The sequence below is a fragment of the Rhodococcus sovatensis genome, assembly GCF_037327425.1.
GTDB classification, from domain to species: Bacteria; Actinomycetota; Actinomycetes; order Mycobacteriales; family Mycobacteriaceae; genus Rhodococcoides; species Rhodococcoides sovatense.
Genome location: NZ_CP147846.1, coordinates 4,507,984 through 4,524,552, shown reverse-complemented (window position 1 = coordinate 4,524,552; position 16,569 = coordinate 4,507,984). Strand labels below are relative to the sequence as shown.

Sequence of the window (16,569 nt, the reverse complement as noted above, 5' to 3'; positions counted from 1 at the left end):
ACTCCCGAGCTGCCTGGGGTCGTTCCGCAGGCTCCACTCCCGAGCTGCCTGGGGTCGTTCCGCAGGCTCCACTCCCGGCCCTACAGATACTGCCCGGTACCGCTGCCGCCGGTGTGGCCCACACCACCAGGATTGATCGTCACGCCAGGAGGAAGAGCGCCCTGTCTCATCTGCTCCAGCTGGGCGCGCGCGGCCATCTGTTGGGCGAACAGCGCCGTCTGAATTCCGTGGAACACACCTTCGAGCCAGCCGACGAGCTGGGCCTGCGCGATGCGAAGCTCGGCATCCGACGGGATGGAGTCCTCGCCGAACGGAAGTGCTAACCGTTCCAGCTCCTCACGCAGCTCGGGTGCGAGTCCCTGCTCGAGTTCGCGGATCGAGGACTGGTGGATGTCCTTCAACCGGGTCCGGCTTGCGTCGTCGAGAGGAGCTGCGCGAACCTCTTCGAGAAGCTGCTTGATCATGGTCCCGATGCGCATGACCTTCGCTGGCTGTTCGACCATGTCCGAAAGGGAAGTTTCGCCGCTTTCGGCTCCTTCGCTGCCTGCTGCGCGTGCCGCGGCGGCGGTTGCCTCTTCACGGCTGAGTGCGAGAGGCTGTCCGTTCGGGCCGATCACAACGACATGGTCACCGGCTTCGGGATTCGACTGCGAGTCCGATTGCGTCATACCGCCATCCTTGCGTGTTGTGCGGGATTGCGCGACGAGCGGGGCCGATTATCCTGTTCAAGTCGGGTATGGAGGGAAGTTGCGCGTGCTAGACAGCAGTACGGTCGAGCCCAAAAAGGGATGTGGAACACACGCTTACGAAATCGGCGCTTAGAGTGTCCGGCATGGGGTACGACGTCGCACGGGTCCGAGGGTCTATTCCCTCCCTTGGCGACGGCTGGATCCACCTCGATCCGCAGAACGGGATGCAGATCCCCGACCGTGTGTCGACTGCCGTGTCCACAGCGTTTCGTGGAAGTGCGCCGACTCACACTTCCGGTCACATGTCCTCGCGACGCAGTGCGGGCCTACTCGACGCGGCGCGGGCGGCCATCGCCGATCTCGTCGGTGGAGACCCGGCCGGTGTGGTTCTCGGCCCCGACCGCGGGACGTTGCTCGCATGGCTCGCGGAGTCGCTGTCCTCGCGACTCGGCCTCGGAACCGGCCTCGTGCTGTCGAGGCTCGACGAGGAAGCCAACGTCGCCCCATGGCTTCGTATTGCCAGCCGCTACGGCGCACAGGTCCGGTGGGCCGAAGTCGAGATCGATACGTGTGAACTTCCGAGCTGGCAGTTCGAGGAACTGATCACCACCACGACGCGGCTCGTCGCCATGACTGCCGCGTCGTCGATCGTCGGCTCGGCCCCGGATGTACGGGTGGCGGCGGATCGTGTGCACGCTGTCGGCGGCCTCATCGTCGTCGACGCCGGGGGCGCGGCACCGTACGCGCACGTCGACATCGAAGCACTGGCTGCCGACGTCGTGGCCGTCCAGGCGTCGGCGTGGGGTGGGCCTCAGGTGGGTGCATTGGTCTTCCGTGATCCGAGCCTACTCGACCGGATCCCGTCGATGTCGCTCAATCCGCTCGCCAAGGGCGCCGAGAGGCTCGAGATGGCGGGGCACCAGTACGCGTTGCTGGCCGGGGTCGTCTCGTCGGTCGACTACCTTGCCAATCTCGACGACGCCGCGACGGGCACCCGACGCGAGCGACTGCAGCTGTCCATCGGGTCGTTGCAGGACTACCACGATCGACTCTTCGACTACCTGTTGCGTTCGCTCGGCAAACTCGACCACGTCATGGTCCTCGGTGATGCGCCGAGTCGAATCCCGACCCTCAGCTTCACCGTCGCCGATACATCGGCCGAGAAGGTCGCCGAGCATCTCGCACAGAACCGTATCGGCGTCGTCAGCGGAATACACAGCGGCAGCAGGCTTCTCGACGCCTTGGGCGTCAACGAGGAGGGCGGCGCCGTCACCATCGGACTTGCTCCGTACACGACGCGGTACGAAATCGATCAGCTGGTGAAGTGCCTCGCTGCTCTGACGTAGCGGTTACGGCACCCTCAGGATGACCTTCCCGATAGCATCGGCGTCGAGCAGTCTATGTGCCTCTGCCGCTTCGGTTATGGGAAGTTCGGCGTGAACGACCGGGCTTACGACGCCTTCCTCGATCATCGGCCATAGTCGTGCCGTCATGTCGGCGACTATGTCCGCTTTGCTCGACGGACCCGTCTCGGGGCGTCCGCGTAGCCCTGCTGCGTGGATAGTTCCGCGTTTGCCGAGCAGTGCACCGAAGTTCAGTTCGCCCGTCAGTCCGCCCTGCATACCGATGGTGATGAGGGTGCCGTCCATGGCCAATGCTTCGACGTTGCGCGGCAGGTACTTTGCGCCCATGTTGTCCAGAATCAGGTCTGCACCGTGGGTGCTGCCCCGGAGAACCTCGACGAAGTCCTGCTCTTTGTAGTCGATCAGAATGTCGGCACCGAGCGAGGCACAGAAGTCGAGCTTTGCCCTCGAGCCTGCGGTGACGGCAACGGTTGCTCCGAGTGCCTTCGCGACCTGGATTGCGTGTGTGCCGATTCCGCTTCCGCCGCCGTGCAGGAGGACTACATGCCCGGACCGAAGGCCGCCGTACATGACGAGGTTGGACCATACGGTCGACGCGACCTCCGGAAGTGATGCTGCCGCATGGAGATCCAGGGCTCCGGGAATGGGAAAGAGCTGTGTAGCCGGGACGGCCACTTGCTCGGCGTAGCCGCCTCCGGCGAGGAGTGCGCATACGCGATCGCCGACTTTCCAGTCGTAGACACCCTCGCCGAGTTCGGAGATGATCCCGGAACATTCGAGCCCCAGGGTCTCGCTTGCTCCAGGCGGTGGGGGATAGAAGCCCTGGCGCTGCATCAGGTCGGCACGGTTGACCCCCGCGGCGGCGACGTCGACGATGACCTGTCCGCGTTCGGGCCGCAGATCCGGCACCTCGGTCCACCGCATCACGTCGGGGGTTCCGAACTCTGTCAGGGTGATTGCGTGCATACGACCCACCTTATGCGGCGTCGATGCTAGATATCCCAGAGGTTGATCCCGAAGTCCCTGGCGTGCTCGTCGATGGCCGTGAGCTCCTCGGCTGTGAAGTCGAGGTTCTCGAGCGCACCGACATTGTTCTCGAGCTGCCGGACGCTCGACGCACCGATCAGCACGGATGTCACCCGTGGATCACGCAGCGCCCAGCTGAGAGCTAGCTGTGCGAGAGACTGGCCTCGTGCGGAGGCAATGGAGTTCAATCCCCGCAGGTGCTCGACGTGCTCGTCGGTGAACCAGTCAGGGTTCAAGGACTTCCCCTGGGTGGCGCGTGAGCCCTCGGGAATTCCGTCGAGGTACTTGTCGGTGAGCATTCCCTGCGCCAACGGTGAGAACGCGATGGCACCCGCACCGACCTGCTCGAGGGTCTCCAGCAAACCGTCCTCGATCCACCGGTTGACCATCGAGTAACTGGGCTGGTGGATGAGCAGCGGAACGCCTGCGGCTTTCAGGAGTTCCGCCATCTTCGCGGTGTTCTCCGGCGTGTACGAGCTGATGCCGACGTAGAGTGCTTTGCCCTGGTGCACGGCGCTGATCAGTGCGCCCGCGGTCTCTTCGAGTGGGGTGTCGTGGTCGGGGCGGTGGCTGTAGAAGATGTCGACGTAATCCAGCCCCATTCGTCCCAGCGACTGGTCGAGCGAGGACAACAGGTACTTACGCGAGCCGCCGAATCCGTAGGGGCCGGGCCACATGTCCCATCCGGCCTTGCTCGAGATGATCAGTTCGTCGCGGTATCCGGCGAAGTCCTCACGCAGAATCCGACCGAAATTCTTCTCCGCACTGCCGTAGGGCGGGCCGTAGTTGTTGGCCAGATCGAAGTGGGTGATTCCCAGGTCGAACGCTCGCCTGAGCACGGCACGCTGGCCATCGAGGGGAGCGTCGTCGCCGAAGTTGTGCCACAGCCCGAGCGAGATCGCCGGCAGCTTCAGGCCACTACGGCCGGTGCGGCGATACTGCATCGACTCGTAGCGAACATCGGAAGCAACGTACGGGGTATCAATGTGTGGTTCAGGCATATATCGAGACTATGCCGAGCCCGGCGATTGGACGTGGAGGACTCGGAGCTACTCATCGGTAAGCCGAGTGCCTAATATGGTCGGGTGACGGCCGAACGATCCTTTGGTCCAGGGGGGGACCCGCAGTGGCTCGATGCTGCGGAAATGAGAGCGTGGCGTGCCTATGTCGACGGCGGCCAACGACTGATGGGGGTACTCAACAAGGATCTGCAGGATGCGCACAACCTGACGATGGCCGAATATCGCATCCTTGTGATGTTGTCGGAATCGTCGGACGGATCGTTGCGAATGAGCGAGCTGGCCGACGGTGTCCTGTCGTCCCGTAGCCGACTGACGCATCAGATTCGACGGATGGAATCCGACGGCATGGTCGATCGCAGCACATGCGTCGACGACGGGCGAGGCGTGCTGGCGGTCATCACCGCCGAGGGCAGGCGTCGCCTGACGGAAGCAGCTCCGACGCATGTGGTCAGCGTCAGGAAGCATCTGGTCGACCTGCTGACGGAGCGCGAGCTTGCGGTTCTCGGCGACATCTTCGAGAAAGTCGACGCCGCGATGGAGAGATCCGACAACAAGGGCTGATTGGCCTCGCCGTGCGCGGAGCGTTTAGTATCTCCACGTACAAGCGAGACCTGGAAGCGTGGCAGAGCGGCCTAATGCACTCGCCTTGAAAGCGAGAGTGGGTAAAACCACCGTGGGTTCAAATCCCTCCGCTTCCGCCAAAAGTGCTTTATTCGAACCCGATCCGTACGCAAGTACGGGTCGGGTTTGTTCGTTGTGGAGGAACCTGAGCACCACAGCGTCTTCGCGGTCTCGCTGCTCCTGTAAGAACTCACGGACACCGCGAGGTGCAAGTCCCTCGGTGCCGGTGGCCTGCAGCTCTCCAATCGTGCCGCCGAGTGCTCGACCAGCGCGAGCCTTGCGCTTCTCCATTAGGACATCGTCCTGCCGTGCGATCAGCGCGGCGAAGGGCTGTTGAATCTCAGCGTCGCTGACGCTGCCGTCGTCGTCGATGTAGATGCGCCTGAAGAAGCCCTGGTTGAGCATCCGGCGGACAGGAGGCTTCCCAGCTTCGTAGTGACGGTGACACGTCTGTGCGGCGCTCAGAGCCCGTTCGAGGAGGTCGACGATCTCCTTCCGGGATTTCCCGGCAGCTGCCAGTGATTTCTCTGCTGCATTCAGTTCCCGCGTCAGGCGCTGCATCTCTGTCTTGAGCATGTCGAGCGGTATCGCGCCCGCGTAGTGGGCTTCGAGCAATTTCGTCCGTTCTCGGTCGACTTGTGTGACCTTGAGCGTGGCGAGCCGGACATCGTGCTCGGTCGCCTTGATGTGATCATCTAATTCCGATTGCACCAGGCCACGGATCCGATCGGCAGTATCGTCGGAAATCTGCACGTGCTTGTAGTACGTCTCGATGCCGCGCTCAATTGCAACCATCTTGACGTAGCCGCGTGGGCACGGGTTGCGCTTGTCCTTCTTGCCCATGCAGAAGAAGTACTCGTAAGTGCCGCCGCGTCCCGTATTGCGCGAATAGACCATTCTTTCGCCGCAGTGGCTGCACCAGATCGAACCCTTGAGGTAGTGCGGGTGCTTCCTGTCCTTTTCACCCGCGGTGTTGTGCGCGGTCATGACATCTTGGACTCGTAGCCAGGTTTCCATGTCGATCAGCGGCTCGTGCGTTCCCTCGTGATAGATGCCCTTGTAGGCGATGACACCGACGAAGTACGGATTGATCAACAGTTTGTGAAGTGACCCGATTGACACGGGCCGACTCGGAATTTTCGGAGTCGGTTTGGTTCGTAGGCCGCGGGCTTCGAGTGCGTCGGCCAGTGCCGACAAACTCCAGTCACCGGTGGCGTATTCAGTGAATGCCCACCGCATATGCGGTGCTCGATTGGGATCTTGTTCGACCCAGCGAATGTCGGAGATGCCCTCGATGCGACGTTTGTTGAGATACCCGAGCGGAGCACGTCCTGGGGTACCTCCTGTGGCAACTTTGCTAGTCAGCCCTTTCACGACTTCGGTTGCGAGGTTGTTTGAGTAATAGCTGGCCATGCCGCGCTGGATCTGCAGGTTGAGCTTCCCCTGCGGGGTGTCATCGATGTACTCGGAGACGGAGACCAGTGCCGCTCTCGTTGCCTCCAGTCCTGTGTCGACGAAGTAATCCGCCTTCGGGCTACGGCTGAGCCGGTCGAGCTTGTGCACGATGACGTGCGTGACGCCGAGGCTGTCGAGTTCGGCGAACATGCGTTGGAATTCCGGTCGATTGACAGTGGTTGCAGATCGACCAAGTTCGACATATTCGCCGACGACCTGAAGGCCGAGTTCTTCGGCTCGGCGTTTGCAGGCGTCCCGCTGGAACGGGATCGAGTAGCCCTCAGCACCGCCACCGACGCGGGCTTGCTCTTCGGTGCTGACGCGGACGTAGATGACGGCACGGCCACGCTTGACCCGTGACGCCGACACTGCCGGTGTCACTATCTCGCTGTCCGAGGTGGGTCTGTTTGCGCGAAGCTGGTCGACGATCGAGGAACGCGCACCCTTGTAGAGGCTTGCCGAGCGCACTCGCGACAGCGAGCGTTCGGAAACCGTCGACTCCGAATTGAGCCCCTGCTGCGTCTCGTCGTAGGTCGGTAGTCCATCGTCTGGATTCCTACTCATGCGGCTACTCCTGGGAATGCGGTACTGGGCGGTTCGGAAAGGAAGTGACCCGGCAGGGTATCGGGCGCGGGCGTGTCTGGGAAGGCGTCGACATAGTTCAGAACGGAGGGTTCGTCGAGGTCGGTCGGCAGTCCGAGGGCGACCATCCGTCGGCGCATGGCGTTGACGGAGATGTGGAAGGCCATGGCGAGCGATTCGGGGGTTCGCAATCCGTCGCCCCACAGGTGGTAGACGGCGCGTCGGCTCATCAGTAGGTTTGTCGCGAAGTGGTCGCAGACGGATTCGATCTCTGACGGCGTCAGACGTTTGTACACGGTCGTGTGCGCAGCGCCATTGTCGATGATGTGTTTGAGTTCATGCGCCAGCGTAAAACGTTGTCGTGAGGTGGTTTCACTGGGATTGAGCCAGACGACCCACCTACCCCGTTCGTAGCGTGAGACTCCAGATGGGCACTCATTGATCGACGTACCCGGGCACGGTCGACGCAGGATCGTCATTCGTGTGAGGCTTGTGATGTCCGCTTCGCGGATAGCCCGATGTTCGGCTTCCCACGTTCGAGCCAAGCGGCTGGCTTGTCGTTCGGCGACTCGGAGCGCTTGGTAATAGCTGATCGTGAAGCGCGGCATCATGTCTCGCAGCCGCCTCAGTGATGGTGTCGATAGTCTATTGTCCAATTCCCCCTCCCTTCGTTTCGTATTTCTCTCCGATATGCTCGTCTGCTCTAGTGCGTGTGTTCGTCGGCATTCTCGGTGCGCATGGTGTCAACGATGGCTTCGACTTCGGCGATCTGCGCGGGCGTCAGGTCCTGGTACTTACTGCGGAAGTACGTCGGCAGGCTCGGTAGTGGCCGACGGACGGTCAGCCAGTGCGCTTCATAGAAGCGCTCGACGTCGACATCGAGCGCGTCGGCTAGGACGCGCATCTTGTCTTCGGTGATATCAGCGACCGAGCCGTCTTCGATTCGGCGGATATTAGATCGATCGAACCCGCACTTGGCGGCCAACGCGTACTGAGACAGTCCCGCATCGGTGCGGAGTTCTTCGAGAAGCAATGCCAAAGGCGTGCGGGTTGGTGATCGATCTTTCATAGTGATGGTTTCCTTCTCATCATTTTCTCAGGTTCCCGATTTCGGGGCAAGAGCAGACCCGTTGTGGAATAGGCAACGGGCAGTGGTTATCTGGTGAATATGTGCACGCCCTCCTCTCCTTCGATGACGTCCCATTCCATGCGCATGCTCGATTCCAAGTCGCTGTAGTCGATCGACAGGTACGGCCCGAGTCCGGTGCGTTCCCCGAACTTCTCGATTTCCTCCGGCCAGCCCATGTCGTCGACGAACTGATCGACGAAGGCCGTGAGTGTTGCGTACGTGCCTCGGTAGCAATCGTCGAAGGTGTCGAGGCTGGCGTCTTCGGTGCCGACGAGTTCGACGTAGGCGGCATAGGCCTCGCCGTGCTCCTGGATGCCTTCGGCGATGGCGTGCACCGTTTCGATGCGGTCGTACTCGCCGACTTGAAACTGGTAGAAGCCTTCGTAGTCATGGATGGCGTACTCCTCGGCGCCGGGATCCTGCGAGTTGGCGAGCATGACGGCGATCTTCTCGTTGATTTCGTCGATGCCGAGACGGGCGTCGATCCACTGTCCGTGCAGTTCACCGTTGTTGTAGTCGCTCAGTGACGCGACGTAGATCAGGGGCGCGGTGCGAGCCACCCGTTCGGTCTCGGCTACGTCGGATGGGTCGTTAGTATCAGTCTTCGGTGTGATGTTGTGTTCCATGGTTCGTGTGTTCTCCTCTATTCAGTTATGTTGTTATGCTGGGCTATTCGTGTGCGAGCCTGTTCGGCATAGTCGGCGTTCAGCTCGATGCCGACCCAGTCGCGGCGGTGCTTCTGCGCGGCAAGTGCCGTCGTGCCTGAACCCATGAACGGGTCGAGTACGATGCCCGGACGCCACCGCCAGCTGGAGCAGGTACAAGACGGTTGCAGGGCGCCGACGCGCAGCATGCGGCCGTTCACCGGTTGCTGCGTGCGTCGCCACGGCGATCCGCAGGCAACGCAGACTCGTTCGGGGCAGCCAGCGAGGATGGCGCGTTCGGCAAGCGCCAGTGGATAGGTCGCGAAATGCGCACCCTTGTATCCGGCTGTCGGGATCGTCCAGACGTCACCTGGTGACTTGCCGAGTGGGTGTGCGCTGACGCCGCGCCGCTTCATGGCGTCGAGTCCGAGATTCCGGTCGACGCCGCCACCGATCGGCACGGCCGATACGGGTGGATAGCCGACAGTGCTCTTCCGGTGCGCCCGCATCCGCTTGTCCACTGGGGCTACGCGAATGGCGTCGAGGTCGAAGTAGTACGTGGGGGAGCGCACCAGGAGCAGGATCGTCTCGTAGGTGGTGCTGAGCCGATCCGTCACGGACGACGGCATCGGATTCGGCTTGGCCCACACCACGACGTTCCTCACTAGCCAGCCGTCATCGGCGAGTGCAAGCGCCAGTCGCTGCGGGCCAAGCAGCAGGGACTTACGCGCGGCACCCTCCTTCGGGTGCGCCGCGTAGCTGTCCCCGATGTTGAGCCAGAGCGAACCGCTCGGCGTCAGGACGCGTTGCAGCCCCTGGGCGACGATGCGAAGGTTCTTGACCCAGTCGTCGACCGATTGCTCGGCGCCCAGTTGATCGGGATGGCCGTAGTCGCGGAGCCCGATGTACGGCGGTGAGGTCACGATGCAGTCCACGCTCGCGTCGGCAAGCTGGTTGAGCACGTCGCGGACATCGCCGACGATGATCGTATTGGTTTTCATGAGTCGTTGCCTCCTTTCATGGTTGGTGGTGTGGTCTCGATCGGCAGCAACGCGTCGAGCGCATCGGCGTCGGTTGCGACGGCAAAGAGTGCGCGTTCGGATTGCGCCATCCGGCCGACGATCTGGCGGACCCCCTCTGCCCGGCGCTGGTTGGGCACAATCCAAATGACCTTTGGAAAGACGCCGCTGCGGGCTTGTTCGCTCCCCGAGCGCCAGTACGCGACGTACCCCTGGCACTTCGCTCGGAGTGTCACGAGACTCTCTGTGGCCATATCCTGTTCGACGAAGAAGGCATCCTCGTACTCCGCATCGGCAATCCGGAGGAAAGCATCCGGTCGGATGACGACGGTTCCGCCATGCGGTGCCGGATAGCGCCGCCAGCACGTCGGTTCGGGATCGAAGCTCAGTAGCTCATGCCGATCGCTCGGCGTGGTTGCTTCACTGAGTCGTACGTACAGCTCGGTGATGGCCAGGACGTGTGCAACGAACCGTTCCCCCGGTTCGCCTCTGTTGCGGCGGGGTTCGGTGCCGTCGATCCGCGCCAGCACACCCGATCCTCGCCCCCGCAAGCTGTAGACGAAGCCCTGCGATCCGGCATGCAGTCCGCCGATCTGCCGATCCAGCCGCCCGATGTGGCCGTGGTCGGTCAGTCGCTTCAGGACCGATCGGCATCGGCGGGCCCGCGTGACCGGCGACCCGTCAGTGAAGTGGAGGCGACGAACATGCTCACCGGTGGCCAGACGGAAGCTGTCGAGCGTCCGCAGTACGGCGATGTCCCGATCCGACAGTGCCGCCGCCCGATTTCGCCGCCTCGGTGATGGCGCACTCATACCCAACCCCTAGGAGGAGCGCTGAGATTCGCCGCCAGTTTTTGCGCAATGCCGCAGGCCAGCAATGGTTCTGGCTCGACGCGAACGGTAGGCCGACCGGTAGCCCGCTGCGTGGGGCGCCCCGTCGTCATGACGGCCCCCGACGCTGACGTCCAATTCCTGCATCCGGTTCAGGTCCTTGCCATTTGGCGAGGAGTTCGGCATCGACTACCTGACCCGACTGCCCGAATCGGTGGCTGCTCATCTCACGGACAGCGGCAGCAGTGGTGCGCCTGCGTGGCAGCGCGTGGGTCTTGAAATGCGGGCTTCCTGGCTGGGAGCGAATCGATGCGACCGCTTCGTACTCGCCCAGACGCAGCAGATCCTCCGGCGTGACGCTCGGGCTATCGATCCACCCGGCCAGTGTTCTGGCGTCGTCCTTGCTCGGCGCGAACGTGATCTTGCTGCGGGCGTTGGCGGCGACTGCTGCGCGGAGTTGGGGTGAGAGCTGGGTGAGATTCTGGTTTGCCAGTGACAGCCCGGCCACCCCCGCCCCGCGGATCGTCGCCAGAACGTCGGCGAAGTCCAGGCCACCCGTGAACAGTTGCCATTCGTCGACGATGATCGAAGCAAGCCTGCGATCGCTGCCGACGAGTCGGCTCCTCCGCTGGAGTGCACCCCACAGCTGCCCCAGGAGCAGAGATCCAGCTATTGCCGTGGCTTCCGTGCCGAGGACACCCCGGTTGAGAGAGATCAGCACGATTCCGCCGGACTTCAGTGCTTCGTCCCAGCTCCACCCAGGGTCGGCCTGCCCGAGCATTCGGCGGATGCTTGTCCGCGAGGTGAACCCTCGTAGCTTGTTGAGAATCGGCGCGACGACTTGACTCCGTTCCGAATCGCTCAGATTGTCGAACCACGCCAGCCAGGGTGCGAGCACCATGGGATCGCTCACCTGTTGAGCAATTCGTCGCCGGAAGTTCGTGTTCGTCAGCAACGCCGGAACATCGATCAGGGTGCCGCCCGGCATCTTCGCCGCGAGGATCAGCCCGTGGAGCAGTACATCGGCACTCCGGGGCCCGAGCGCAGCGCCGTGCAGCTGATGGAACAGCCCGACGATGTCATCGGCGCGGCGCTCGGCATCGGCAGGATCACCGGCGAGGACGTTGCTGCCGACCGGATGTGCGGTCTCACCCGCGTCGATCGCGACGACGCGGTGGCGGTATGCGGGATCGAGTCGTTCCATGATGGCGTCACACAGTTCGCCCTTGGGTTCGATGACGACCACCGGACGTCCGTTGGCAATGTCCGACAACGCGATGGATGCCAGCAAGTTCGACTTGCCGCTCCCGGTGGGCCCGATGACGAGCAACCCCGTCGGAATGGCGGCGGTCGGGAACATCACCGGAGCGTTCATCGATGCGGCATGGAGACTGCTGCCGAGCAGCCGACCATCTGTTGGGGACGTCGGCGATGCCGGATCGCCGATCGGGAGGGCGCGGTCGGTGCCGTCGATGGGCAGCGCCAACATGACGGCAAGCTCGCTGGCGCTCAGGATGCCGCCCCACAATCCGGTGCGAAGCGAGTTGAGCGCGTCGGCAGTCTGCGCGGTGGCTCGCCCGACGTGGAGGTGTCCCTCGGCGCTATCGGCGAGTTGGACGGCGCGGCGGAGTCCGCCGAGTGCCACTGCTTCGGCCGTCGTGCCGATACGGCCGCGCACCGCAAACAGTGGTTCACTAGCCTTCTTTCGCCACTGTGACGAATCGAGAGCTGACGGAGTACGCCGCTGCGTCAGGCCAAGTTGCTCGGCAATGCTGAACTCACCAGGCTTGACCTGCCGTTGCTGAGCGGGGCCGATGATCCACTGCAGCACCAACGCGTGCTTCTTGGCGCTGCGGGACAATGCTGCGCCCACTGCTCGACTGACCTCGACGGCCATGTCGGTACGAAGTGAGGCAGACGCGCTCCGCAAAGAAATATCCGCAGCGCGAGAAATCGTCGGTCGCTCGATGTCGTCAACCTGTCGGATCACCAGGCCGGGGACGGCATCGGCCTGCTGCCGCGCGAAGCTGGCCGACAGCGGCAGATCGAGTCCCATGAAGTACCGGGTGTCGCCGCCGATCTGCCACTGCTCGATCACGATCAACGGGGTTCGTCGCAGGATGCCGATTCGCGGGCGGGATGCCAGCGGTCGGACGAAGCCGGCGACGGTGTCGATCGTCATGCCGCGCGGCATGAACAGCTCCCACCATTGCAGCTCACGCATGATCGTCCTCCTTGCCGTCCGACGTCGGCTGCGCGTCGGAATTCCGCCGTGTCTGGCGCTCCTCTTCTTCGATCTGCTGACGGGCGATGGCGATGCAGGCCCGGGCGATCTTGCGGAGCGCGGCGGTATTTTCGTCGTTTCGGACGGCACGAATACGGACAGCTTCGTGCCGTTTCGACGGATCTGTGCTCATGGTCTTCTCCTCTCGTATTAGGTTGGTGGAGAGCGCATCCAGCCCGAACCCGGCTGATTTTGGGTGCACGAAAGACACCTCCCGTCGATCTGAAAGATCGCGGAGGAGCTGTTCGTGGTGGGGATGGGGCCCTCACCCGCCGAAGCGGTGTTCGGGCTGGATGCGGTGATGACGATGCTGAACTGGCGGACTGGTCGCTGCTACGACGGTCATTCGTGCACGCTGCGAGGTGTGCGCGAATGCCCTGGTCGAGAGCGAATCTCTCAGTGGCTCAGTCGACACGGGTCATGCTGTGACCCGCTCGTCTCCTGAATCACTATGCGGGGCAGCGTATGACCCGTCAAGGGGCGTTGTCCATTCCGCAATACCGGCCGGTAGGCCACGTCATCTAGAGCGCTGTAAACGCTTTGATGACGAGCAATCCGACAAGCGCGGCCACGACGATGAACATGAGAACCGGCTTGACCTTGTTCAGCGTCACCTCCGCCGCCATGGCGATGACCCACAGGAACGCCAGCCCGACGACGATCCACAGCACGACGTCGTCGAGGTCGGCGGCGGCACTGTCGAGCGACTGGGCAAGCACCGCGGGGGTCATCGGTTCTCTGTCCTACCGCGTGCGGCATCTTCGCGGGCGACACGAAGCATCTCGCGAAGGGCATGTTCCGACACGGCGTGGAGCTGCCGTTCGGCGTTGGCTTCTTCGCGCCGAATACGACGTCGTTCCTCGCGGACGGTCGCCACCCTGTTCCGATGATCTGAGAGGGTGGCTGCCGCCAGCCACACCAGATCGGCGATCAGGAAAACGACGAGCGCCACCACCAGCGAGAGGGTCATTCGCCTGCCCTCCGAATCCGACGGGCGGAGTCGACGAGAATCTCGGCAGTCTGCACGGTGGCGAGGTCGGCAATCGCGGCCAACCGCCCGGAGGCGTGCGGGACCATCTGCGACAACGTGTTCTCCGTCTGACTGAGCTGCGCGGTGGCGACGAGAGCCGAGGTGGCGACGGTGTTCATCGCGCGAATCTGGTCCTGTTGCAGTTCGACCACGGCGTCGACGTGCGCAAGTTCGACCGTGGTCGTGGCGTCGAGCTCGTCGAGCTTGCGCTCGACCCACCGTGCGGTTCGAGCCGAAGGCCGCTGGTTCCTATCTGGTTGAAGCGAAGACATAGTAAAGACTCCTTGTTGTTTGGTGAGATCTGTTAGTCGATGAGTCGGCCGAAGGTTCTGTATTCGTCGATTCCGCCGTCGGCCGCGTAGTAGACCCGGCAAGGCACACCGAGGTCGTGCAAAACGCGATCGAGTTCTTCGGTAGTAGCGACGATCTGTGCTCGCGTCTCGTTACCTAGCACCATCCGCGTGACCCGCGTCTGTTCGATCGACATGCGAAAGACCTTCCTTGTGTAGGTACTGCTCGTGAGCGGTGTATCTCCAGGCGAGGAGGACCTGCTCACACGTCAATCGAAGCAATCGAGAACTTTTAGACCGCAAGTTTTCGCCGCAGTGCGGCGACTCGTGGCCACTACTTGCTCGCGTTTCGCCTGGTCAAGACGGAGAAAAAGAAAAACCCACCTTGAAAGTTTTCAAGGTGGGTGGTGGCGCAACCAGTGTGGATGGTTGTGGGCTAGCTTGAGCGTACGGCGGGTCTGTTCGGGACGCGTGTAACCCGCGAGGGCTATTCGGCTTCCAGTACATCGTCATAAGTTGTCAACGACTCGTACCAGCCCTCTAGCCGGCTTGCCTCAGTTGATTCCTCATAAGGACGCTCATCGGATCTCGCTTTGAAGTCCGCGAAGATGCTTCGTAATGGGCGTGGAATCGTGGGATTGTTTCCTGCCAACCACTCAATGTCCCGCTCGTGATCGAACACCTCAGGCTTTCGCAGGATGAGATCGATCGCGGCAAGCAGAATTTCTGCTCGGAGAGCGACCACTGTTCGCAGCGGCTCCCCAGTGCCCGATAGCTTCGACTGTGCCTTCAGATCCAGGCACCACTCCAAGTAGTACCCAGACAATCCGGCTGAATTCGGAAGGCGCCCGTGAAAGTCGTGTGAATAACGACGGGTCCATGCGAGAAACAGATCACGGTAGCCGACAATAAGTTCGGTGAACTCGACTGTCTGCTCGTTCTGATCGAAATCTCGGGAATTGAAATACTCACTGGTAAAGTTCATGCTTGCACCTACTTCGGATAGTAGGTTGCGCCTTTACTATATAAACATATTCTAGCTAAAATTGCAATAGCATTCTTAGCATTGTAGAATTCGACCGTGATGGCCAACAGTACGCTCGGGCGCGGTGGTATAGAATCGCGTCTGCTCGAAGATTTAAAAACTTTCGTCAAAAGCAAGAATGACAATAGTTTGAATCCAGAGACGGTTGCTCAGTGCGAGGGTATTCTGGGGTTTTTGAGGGACTTCGACTTGCCGGAACAAGATGAAGCGCATGTCGCATGTCTCACGGTCCGAAAAGCACTCATGGTTGACTTGTCAAGTGATATCGGGTTGGTAAAGACCTCGCGATTCACGGATGACCAGCTGAGACTACTCTCGTACACGTTCTTTGGTGCAGATAGTAATGAGAATGTCCCATTTAGGGTGCGTCAAAGGCAATGCCAAGATCTTCTTGAGCAATGGGATTTTGCAGCGGTGAATTTTCATCACCAAGTAAGGTCTGAAAAGTATGCGCGTGTGACGCAGGATCGTCTTGTTGCTTTGGGGAATATACGTCACAAGGACGAAAAGCTCGCCCAGTCCGCTCTGGGTCGTCTTATACGCGAGTCCCAGGATGAGGTACGGCAAGAGCGGTTGCTGGCAGCCAACCCACCCGCTGAGTGCGAAGTCGCAGGCCAGCTCTTAAAATCGTCACCCAAGATGGCTCAGATCTCGATAAGGTATCGCGTGCAGGCCAATTCGGAGAATCTTGGTCCAGTCCGCCTTTTCATTGACTACAACGTTGAGGCTACTGCTGACGGCGACGTGCTATCGGGCCTACGACTCTCCCTTCGCGCTGGCTCGCGAGAGCTGGCCGTCCACGAACTGGAACTTCAACTTAAGGGGGATCCGGCAGGTCTTCGGGTAAAGCATTTCGAGTGGCGAAGCCATGAGGAAGACCCACGGCAGAATCTTCGGATTCACGATGCAGAGCAGGCGTTGCGGCGGCACGGGCTCGTTGTCGCGAATGTGGGTCGCGAAACTGTCGTTGACGGTGTCTTGTATTTGCACCTTGTCATAGCGGCAATAGCAGTCAAGGTGAACACCTTTGTCCGCGTGGCGCAGGCTGATCCTAAGGCCGACTGGAACTTACATATCGACGCAGGGCCCGAGGACCTCCTTCAGATCTTGATCAGAGCGGAGAACCTCAGTGTCGAGACCATGGTCGATATGGTGATTGCGGCAAACCTGCCAAGCTATGTGACGTATGTGCAATCATCAACAATCATTCTAAACGCCAACCACCCGAACGGTATCGATGCTGGTAGTGATAATATCGCAAGGGGTGGAATCAATGTCGGAGCGTACGCGCCAAAGACTGTGTCGTTCGCACTATTCACTGTTAAACTAGATCGGCATGTGCAGTTCGGTAGGTTTGGAAACTATCGGCTGACGTTTGTCGGGGTGGCAAGGCCGTTTGGATTCAACGAAACATATAACACAACCTCTATTGGCGTGCATATTGAAAATCTTGGGCAGAACTGATCTGAACGCGTTTAAATCCGTATCGATGGTTGGAAAAGGGGCACTATATTTCATGGGTAGCTATAGCGCTGTATA

Annotated in this window: 18 protein-coding genes, 1 tRNA gene and 1 pseudogene; 4 read left to right on the top strand and 16 right to left on the bottom strand. The window is 61.3% G+C overall.

Features of this window, described 5'->3' with window-relative positions:
- Window positions 1-80 precede the first annotated feature (80 nt).
- Window positions 81-668, bottom strand: coding sequence for a bacterial proteasome activator family protein (locus tag WDS16_RS21165; protein ID WP_338887436.1), 588 nt, complete (start codon window positions 666-668; stop codon window positions 81-83).
- A gap of 164 nt (window positions 669-832) precedes the next feature.
- Here WDS16_RS21165 and WDS16_RS21160 point away from each other — a divergent pair, with 164 nt between their 5' ends.
- Window positions 833-2,035 carry a cysteine desulfurase-like protein gene (locus WDS16_RS21160; protein ID WP_338887435.1) on the top strand — a complete coding sequence of 401 codons (1,203 nt, stop codon included), beginning with the start codon at window positions 833-835 and terminating at the stop codon, window positions 2,033-2,035.
- A 3-nt stretch (window positions 2,036-2,038) separates the two neighbouring features.
- Here WDS16_RS21160 and WDS16_RS21155 read toward each other — a convergent pair whose 3' ends face one another.
- Together WDS16_RS21155 and mgrA are read right to left on the bottom strand one after the other, a co-directional pair.
- Entirely contained in the window at window positions 2,039-3,019 is a 981-nt protein-coding gene (locus WDS16_RS21155) for an NAD(P)H-quinone oxidoreductase (protein WP_338887434.1), read from the bottom strand.
- Between the two features lie 26 nt (window positions 3,020-3,045).
- Entirely contained in the window at window positions 3,046-4,080 is a 1,035-nt protein-coding gene (gene mgrA / locus WDS16_RS21150) for an L-glyceraldehyde 3-phosphate reductase (protein WP_338887433.1), read from the bottom strand.
- A gap of 84 nt (window positions 4,081-4,164) precedes the next feature.
- Here mgrA and WDS16_RS21145 point away from each other — a divergent pair, with 84 nt between their 5' ends.
- Window positions 4,165-4,662, top strand: a complete 498-nt coding sequence (locus WDS16_RS21145; RefSeq protein ID WP_422395691.1) for a MarR family winged helix-turn-helix transcriptional regulator — start codon at window positions 4,165-4,167, stop codon at window positions 4,660-4,662.
- A gap of 52 nt (window positions 4,663-4,714) precedes the next feature.
- Window positions 4,715-4,802 (top strand) — tRNA-Ser (locus tag WDS16_RS21140).
- Window positions 4,803-5,496: 694 nt separating this feature from the next.
- Here the strand turns inward: WDS16_RS21140 and WDS16_RS28250 are convergent.
- The 13 genes and pseudogenes from WDS16_RS28250 to WDS16_RS21075 all read right to left on the bottom strand — a co-directional run.
- Window positions 5,497-6,741, bottom strand: a pseudogene (locus WDS16_RS28250) (recombinase family protein); the annotation flags it as partial.
- The gene (locus WDS16_RS21130; protein WP_338893559.1) at window positions 6,738-7,238 is read right to left on the bottom strand and encodes an ImmA/IrrE family metallo-endopeptidase; all 501 of its coding nucleotides are present in this window, start codon (window positions 7,236-7,238) and stop codon (window positions 6,738-6,740) included. The pseudogene WDS16_RS28250 and the gene WDS16_RS21130, both read right to left, overlap by 4 nt.
- Window positions 7,239-7,462: 224 nt before the next feature.
- Entirely contained in the window at window positions 7,463-7,828 is a 366-nt protein-coding gene (locus tag WDS16_RS21125) for a helix-turn-helix transcriptional regulator (protein WP_338887428.1), read from the bottom strand.
- Window positions 7,829-7,914: 86 nt separating this feature from the next.
- Window positions 7,915-8,514 (bottom strand): antirestriction protein ArdA, encoded by a 600-nt coding sequence (locus WDS16_RS21120; RefSeq protein ID WP_338887426.1) that lies wholly within the window; start codon window positions 8,512-8,514, stop codon window positions 7,915-7,917.
- A 17-nt stretch (window positions 8,515-8,531) separates the two neighbouring features.
- Window positions 8,532-9,533, bottom strand: a complete 1,002-nt coding sequence (locus WDS16_RS21115; protein ID WP_338887424.1) for a site-specific DNA-methyltransferase — start codon at window positions 9,531-9,533, stop codon at window positions 8,532-8,534.
- The gene (locus WDS16_RS21110; protein ID WP_338887422.1) at window positions 9,530-10,363 is read right to left on the bottom strand and encodes a replication-relaxation family protein; all 834 of its coding nucleotides are present in this window, start codon (window positions 10,361-10,363) and stop codon (window positions 9,530-9,532) included. Before WDS16_RS21110 ends, WDS16_RS21115 begins: the two co-directional genes overlap by 4 nt.
- Window positions 10,364-10,490: 127 nt before the next feature.
- Window positions 10,491-12,605: a hypothetical protein gene (locus WDS16_RS21105; RefSeq protein WP_338887420.1), complete on the bottom strand. Its 2,115-nt coding sequence runs from the start codon at window positions 12,603-12,605 to the stop codon at window positions 10,491-10,493.
- Window positions 12,598-12,798, bottom strand: coding sequence for a hypothetical protein (locus WDS16_RS21100; protein ID WP_338887418.1), 201 nt, complete (start codon window positions 12,796-12,798; stop codon window positions 12,598-12,600). Before WDS16_RS21100 ends, WDS16_RS21105 begins: the two co-directional genes overlap by 8 nt.
- 388 nt (window positions 12,799-13,186) lie before the next feature.
- Complete coding sequence (locus WDS16_RS21095) at window positions 13,187-13,396, bottom strand: hypothetical protein (RefSeq protein ID WP_338887416.1); 210 nt, start codon at window positions 13,394-13,396, stop codon at window positions 13,187-13,189.
- Window positions 13,393-13,635, bottom strand: a complete 243-nt coding sequence (locus WDS16_RS21090; protein ID WP_338887414.1) for a hypothetical protein — start codon at window positions 13,633-13,635, stop codon at window positions 13,393-13,395. The genes WDS16_RS21095 and WDS16_RS21090 overlap by 4 nt, the downstream gene beginning before the upstream one ends.
- Window positions 13,632-13,967 (bottom strand): hypothetical protein, encoded by a 336-nt coding sequence (locus WDS16_RS21085; protein ID WP_338887413.1) that lies wholly within the window; start codon window positions 13,965-13,967, stop codon window positions 13,632-13,634. Before WDS16_RS21085 ends, WDS16_RS21090 begins: the two co-directional genes overlap by 4 nt.
- Window positions 13,968-13,999: 32 nt before the next feature.
- Window positions 14,000-14,182 (bottom strand): hypothetical protein, encoded by a 183-nt coding sequence (locus tag WDS16_RS21080; protein WP_338887411.1) that lies wholly within the window; start codon window positions 14,180-14,182, stop codon window positions 14,000-14,002.
- A 290-nt stretch (window positions 14,183-14,472) separates the two neighbouring features.
- A complete protein-coding gene (locus WDS16_RS21075) occupies window positions 14,473-14,970 on the bottom strand; it encodes a hypothetical protein (RefSeq protein WP_338887410.1) in 498 nt (165 codons plus the stop codon).
- A gap of 96 nt (window positions 14,971-15,066) precedes the next feature.
- Here WDS16_RS21075 and WDS16_RS21070 point away from each other — a divergent pair, with 96 nt between their 5' ends.
- A complete protein-coding gene (locus WDS16_RS21070; RefSeq protein ID WP_338887408.1) occupies window positions 15,067-16,494 on the top strand; it encodes a hypothetical protein in 1,428 nt (475 codons plus the stop codon).
- Window positions 16,495-16,569 lie beyond the last annotated feature (75 nt).

Bases quoted from the DNA above. Each gene is read 5' to 3' on its own strand.
- WDS16_RS21120 (WP_338887426.1), bottom strand. From the start codon at position 8,514: ATGGAACACAACATCACACCGAAGACTGATACTAACGACCCATCCGAC.
- WDS16_RS21130 (WP_338893559.1), bottom strand. From the start codon at position 7,238: ATGACGATCCTGCGTCGACCGTGCCCGGGTACGTCGATCAATGAGTGC.
- WDS16_RS21075 (WP_338887410.1), bottom strand. From the start codon at position 14,970: ATGAACTTTACCAGTGAGTATTTCAATTCCCGAGATTTCGATCAGAAC.
- WDS16_RS21110 (WP_338887422.1), bottom strand. From the start codon at position 10,363: ATGAGTGCGCCATCACCGAGGCGGCGAAATCGGGCGGCGGCACTGTCG.
- WDS16_RS21160 (WP_338887435.1), top strand. From the start codon at position 833: ATGGGGTACGACGTCGCACGGGTCCGAGGGTCTATTCCCTCCCTTGGC.
- WDS16_RS21090 (WP_338887414.1), bottom strand. From the start codon at position 13,635: ATGACCCTCTCGCTGGTGGTGGCGCTCGTCGTTTTCCTGATCGCCGAT.
- WDS16_RS21080 (WP_338887411.1), bottom strand. From the start codon at position 14,182: ATGTCGATCGAACAGACGCGGGTCACGCGGATGGTGCTAGGTAACGAG.
- WDS16_RS21095 (WP_338887416.1), bottom strand. From the start codon at position 13,396: ATGACCCCCGCGGTGCTTGCCCAGTCGCTCGACAGTGCCGCCGCCGAC.
- WDS16_RS21125 (WP_338887428.1), bottom strand. From the start codon at position 7,828: ATGAAAGATCGATCACCAACCCGCACGCCTTTGGCATTGCTTCTCGAA.
- mgrA (WP_338887433.1), bottom strand. From the start codon at position 4,080: ATGCCTGAACCACACATTGATACCCCGTACGTTGCTTCCGATGTTCGC.
- WDS16_RS21105 (WP_338887420.1), bottom strand. From the start codon at position 12,605: ATGCGTGAGCTGCAATGGTGGGAGCTGTTCATGCCGCGCGGCATGACG.
- WDS16_RS21165 (WP_338887436.1), bottom strand. From the start codon at position 668: ATGACGCAATCGGACTCGCAGTCGAATCCCGAAGCCGGTGACCATGTC.
- WDS16_RS21100 (WP_338887418.1), bottom strand. From the start codon at position 12,798: ATGAGCACAGATCCGTCGAAACGGCACGAAGCTGTCCGTATTCGTGCC.
- WDS16_RS21085 (WP_338887413.1), bottom strand. From the start codon at position 13,967: ATGTCTTCGCTTCAACCAGATAGGAACCAGCGGCCTTCGGCTCGAACC.
- WDS16_RS21115 (WP_338887424.1), bottom strand. From the start codon at position 9,533: ATGAAAACCAATACGATCATCGTCGGCGATGTCCGCGACGTGCTCAAC.
- WDS16_RS21155 (WP_338887434.1), bottom strand. From the start codon at position 3,019: ATGCACGCAATCACCCTGACAGAGTTCGGAACCCCCGACGTGATGCGG.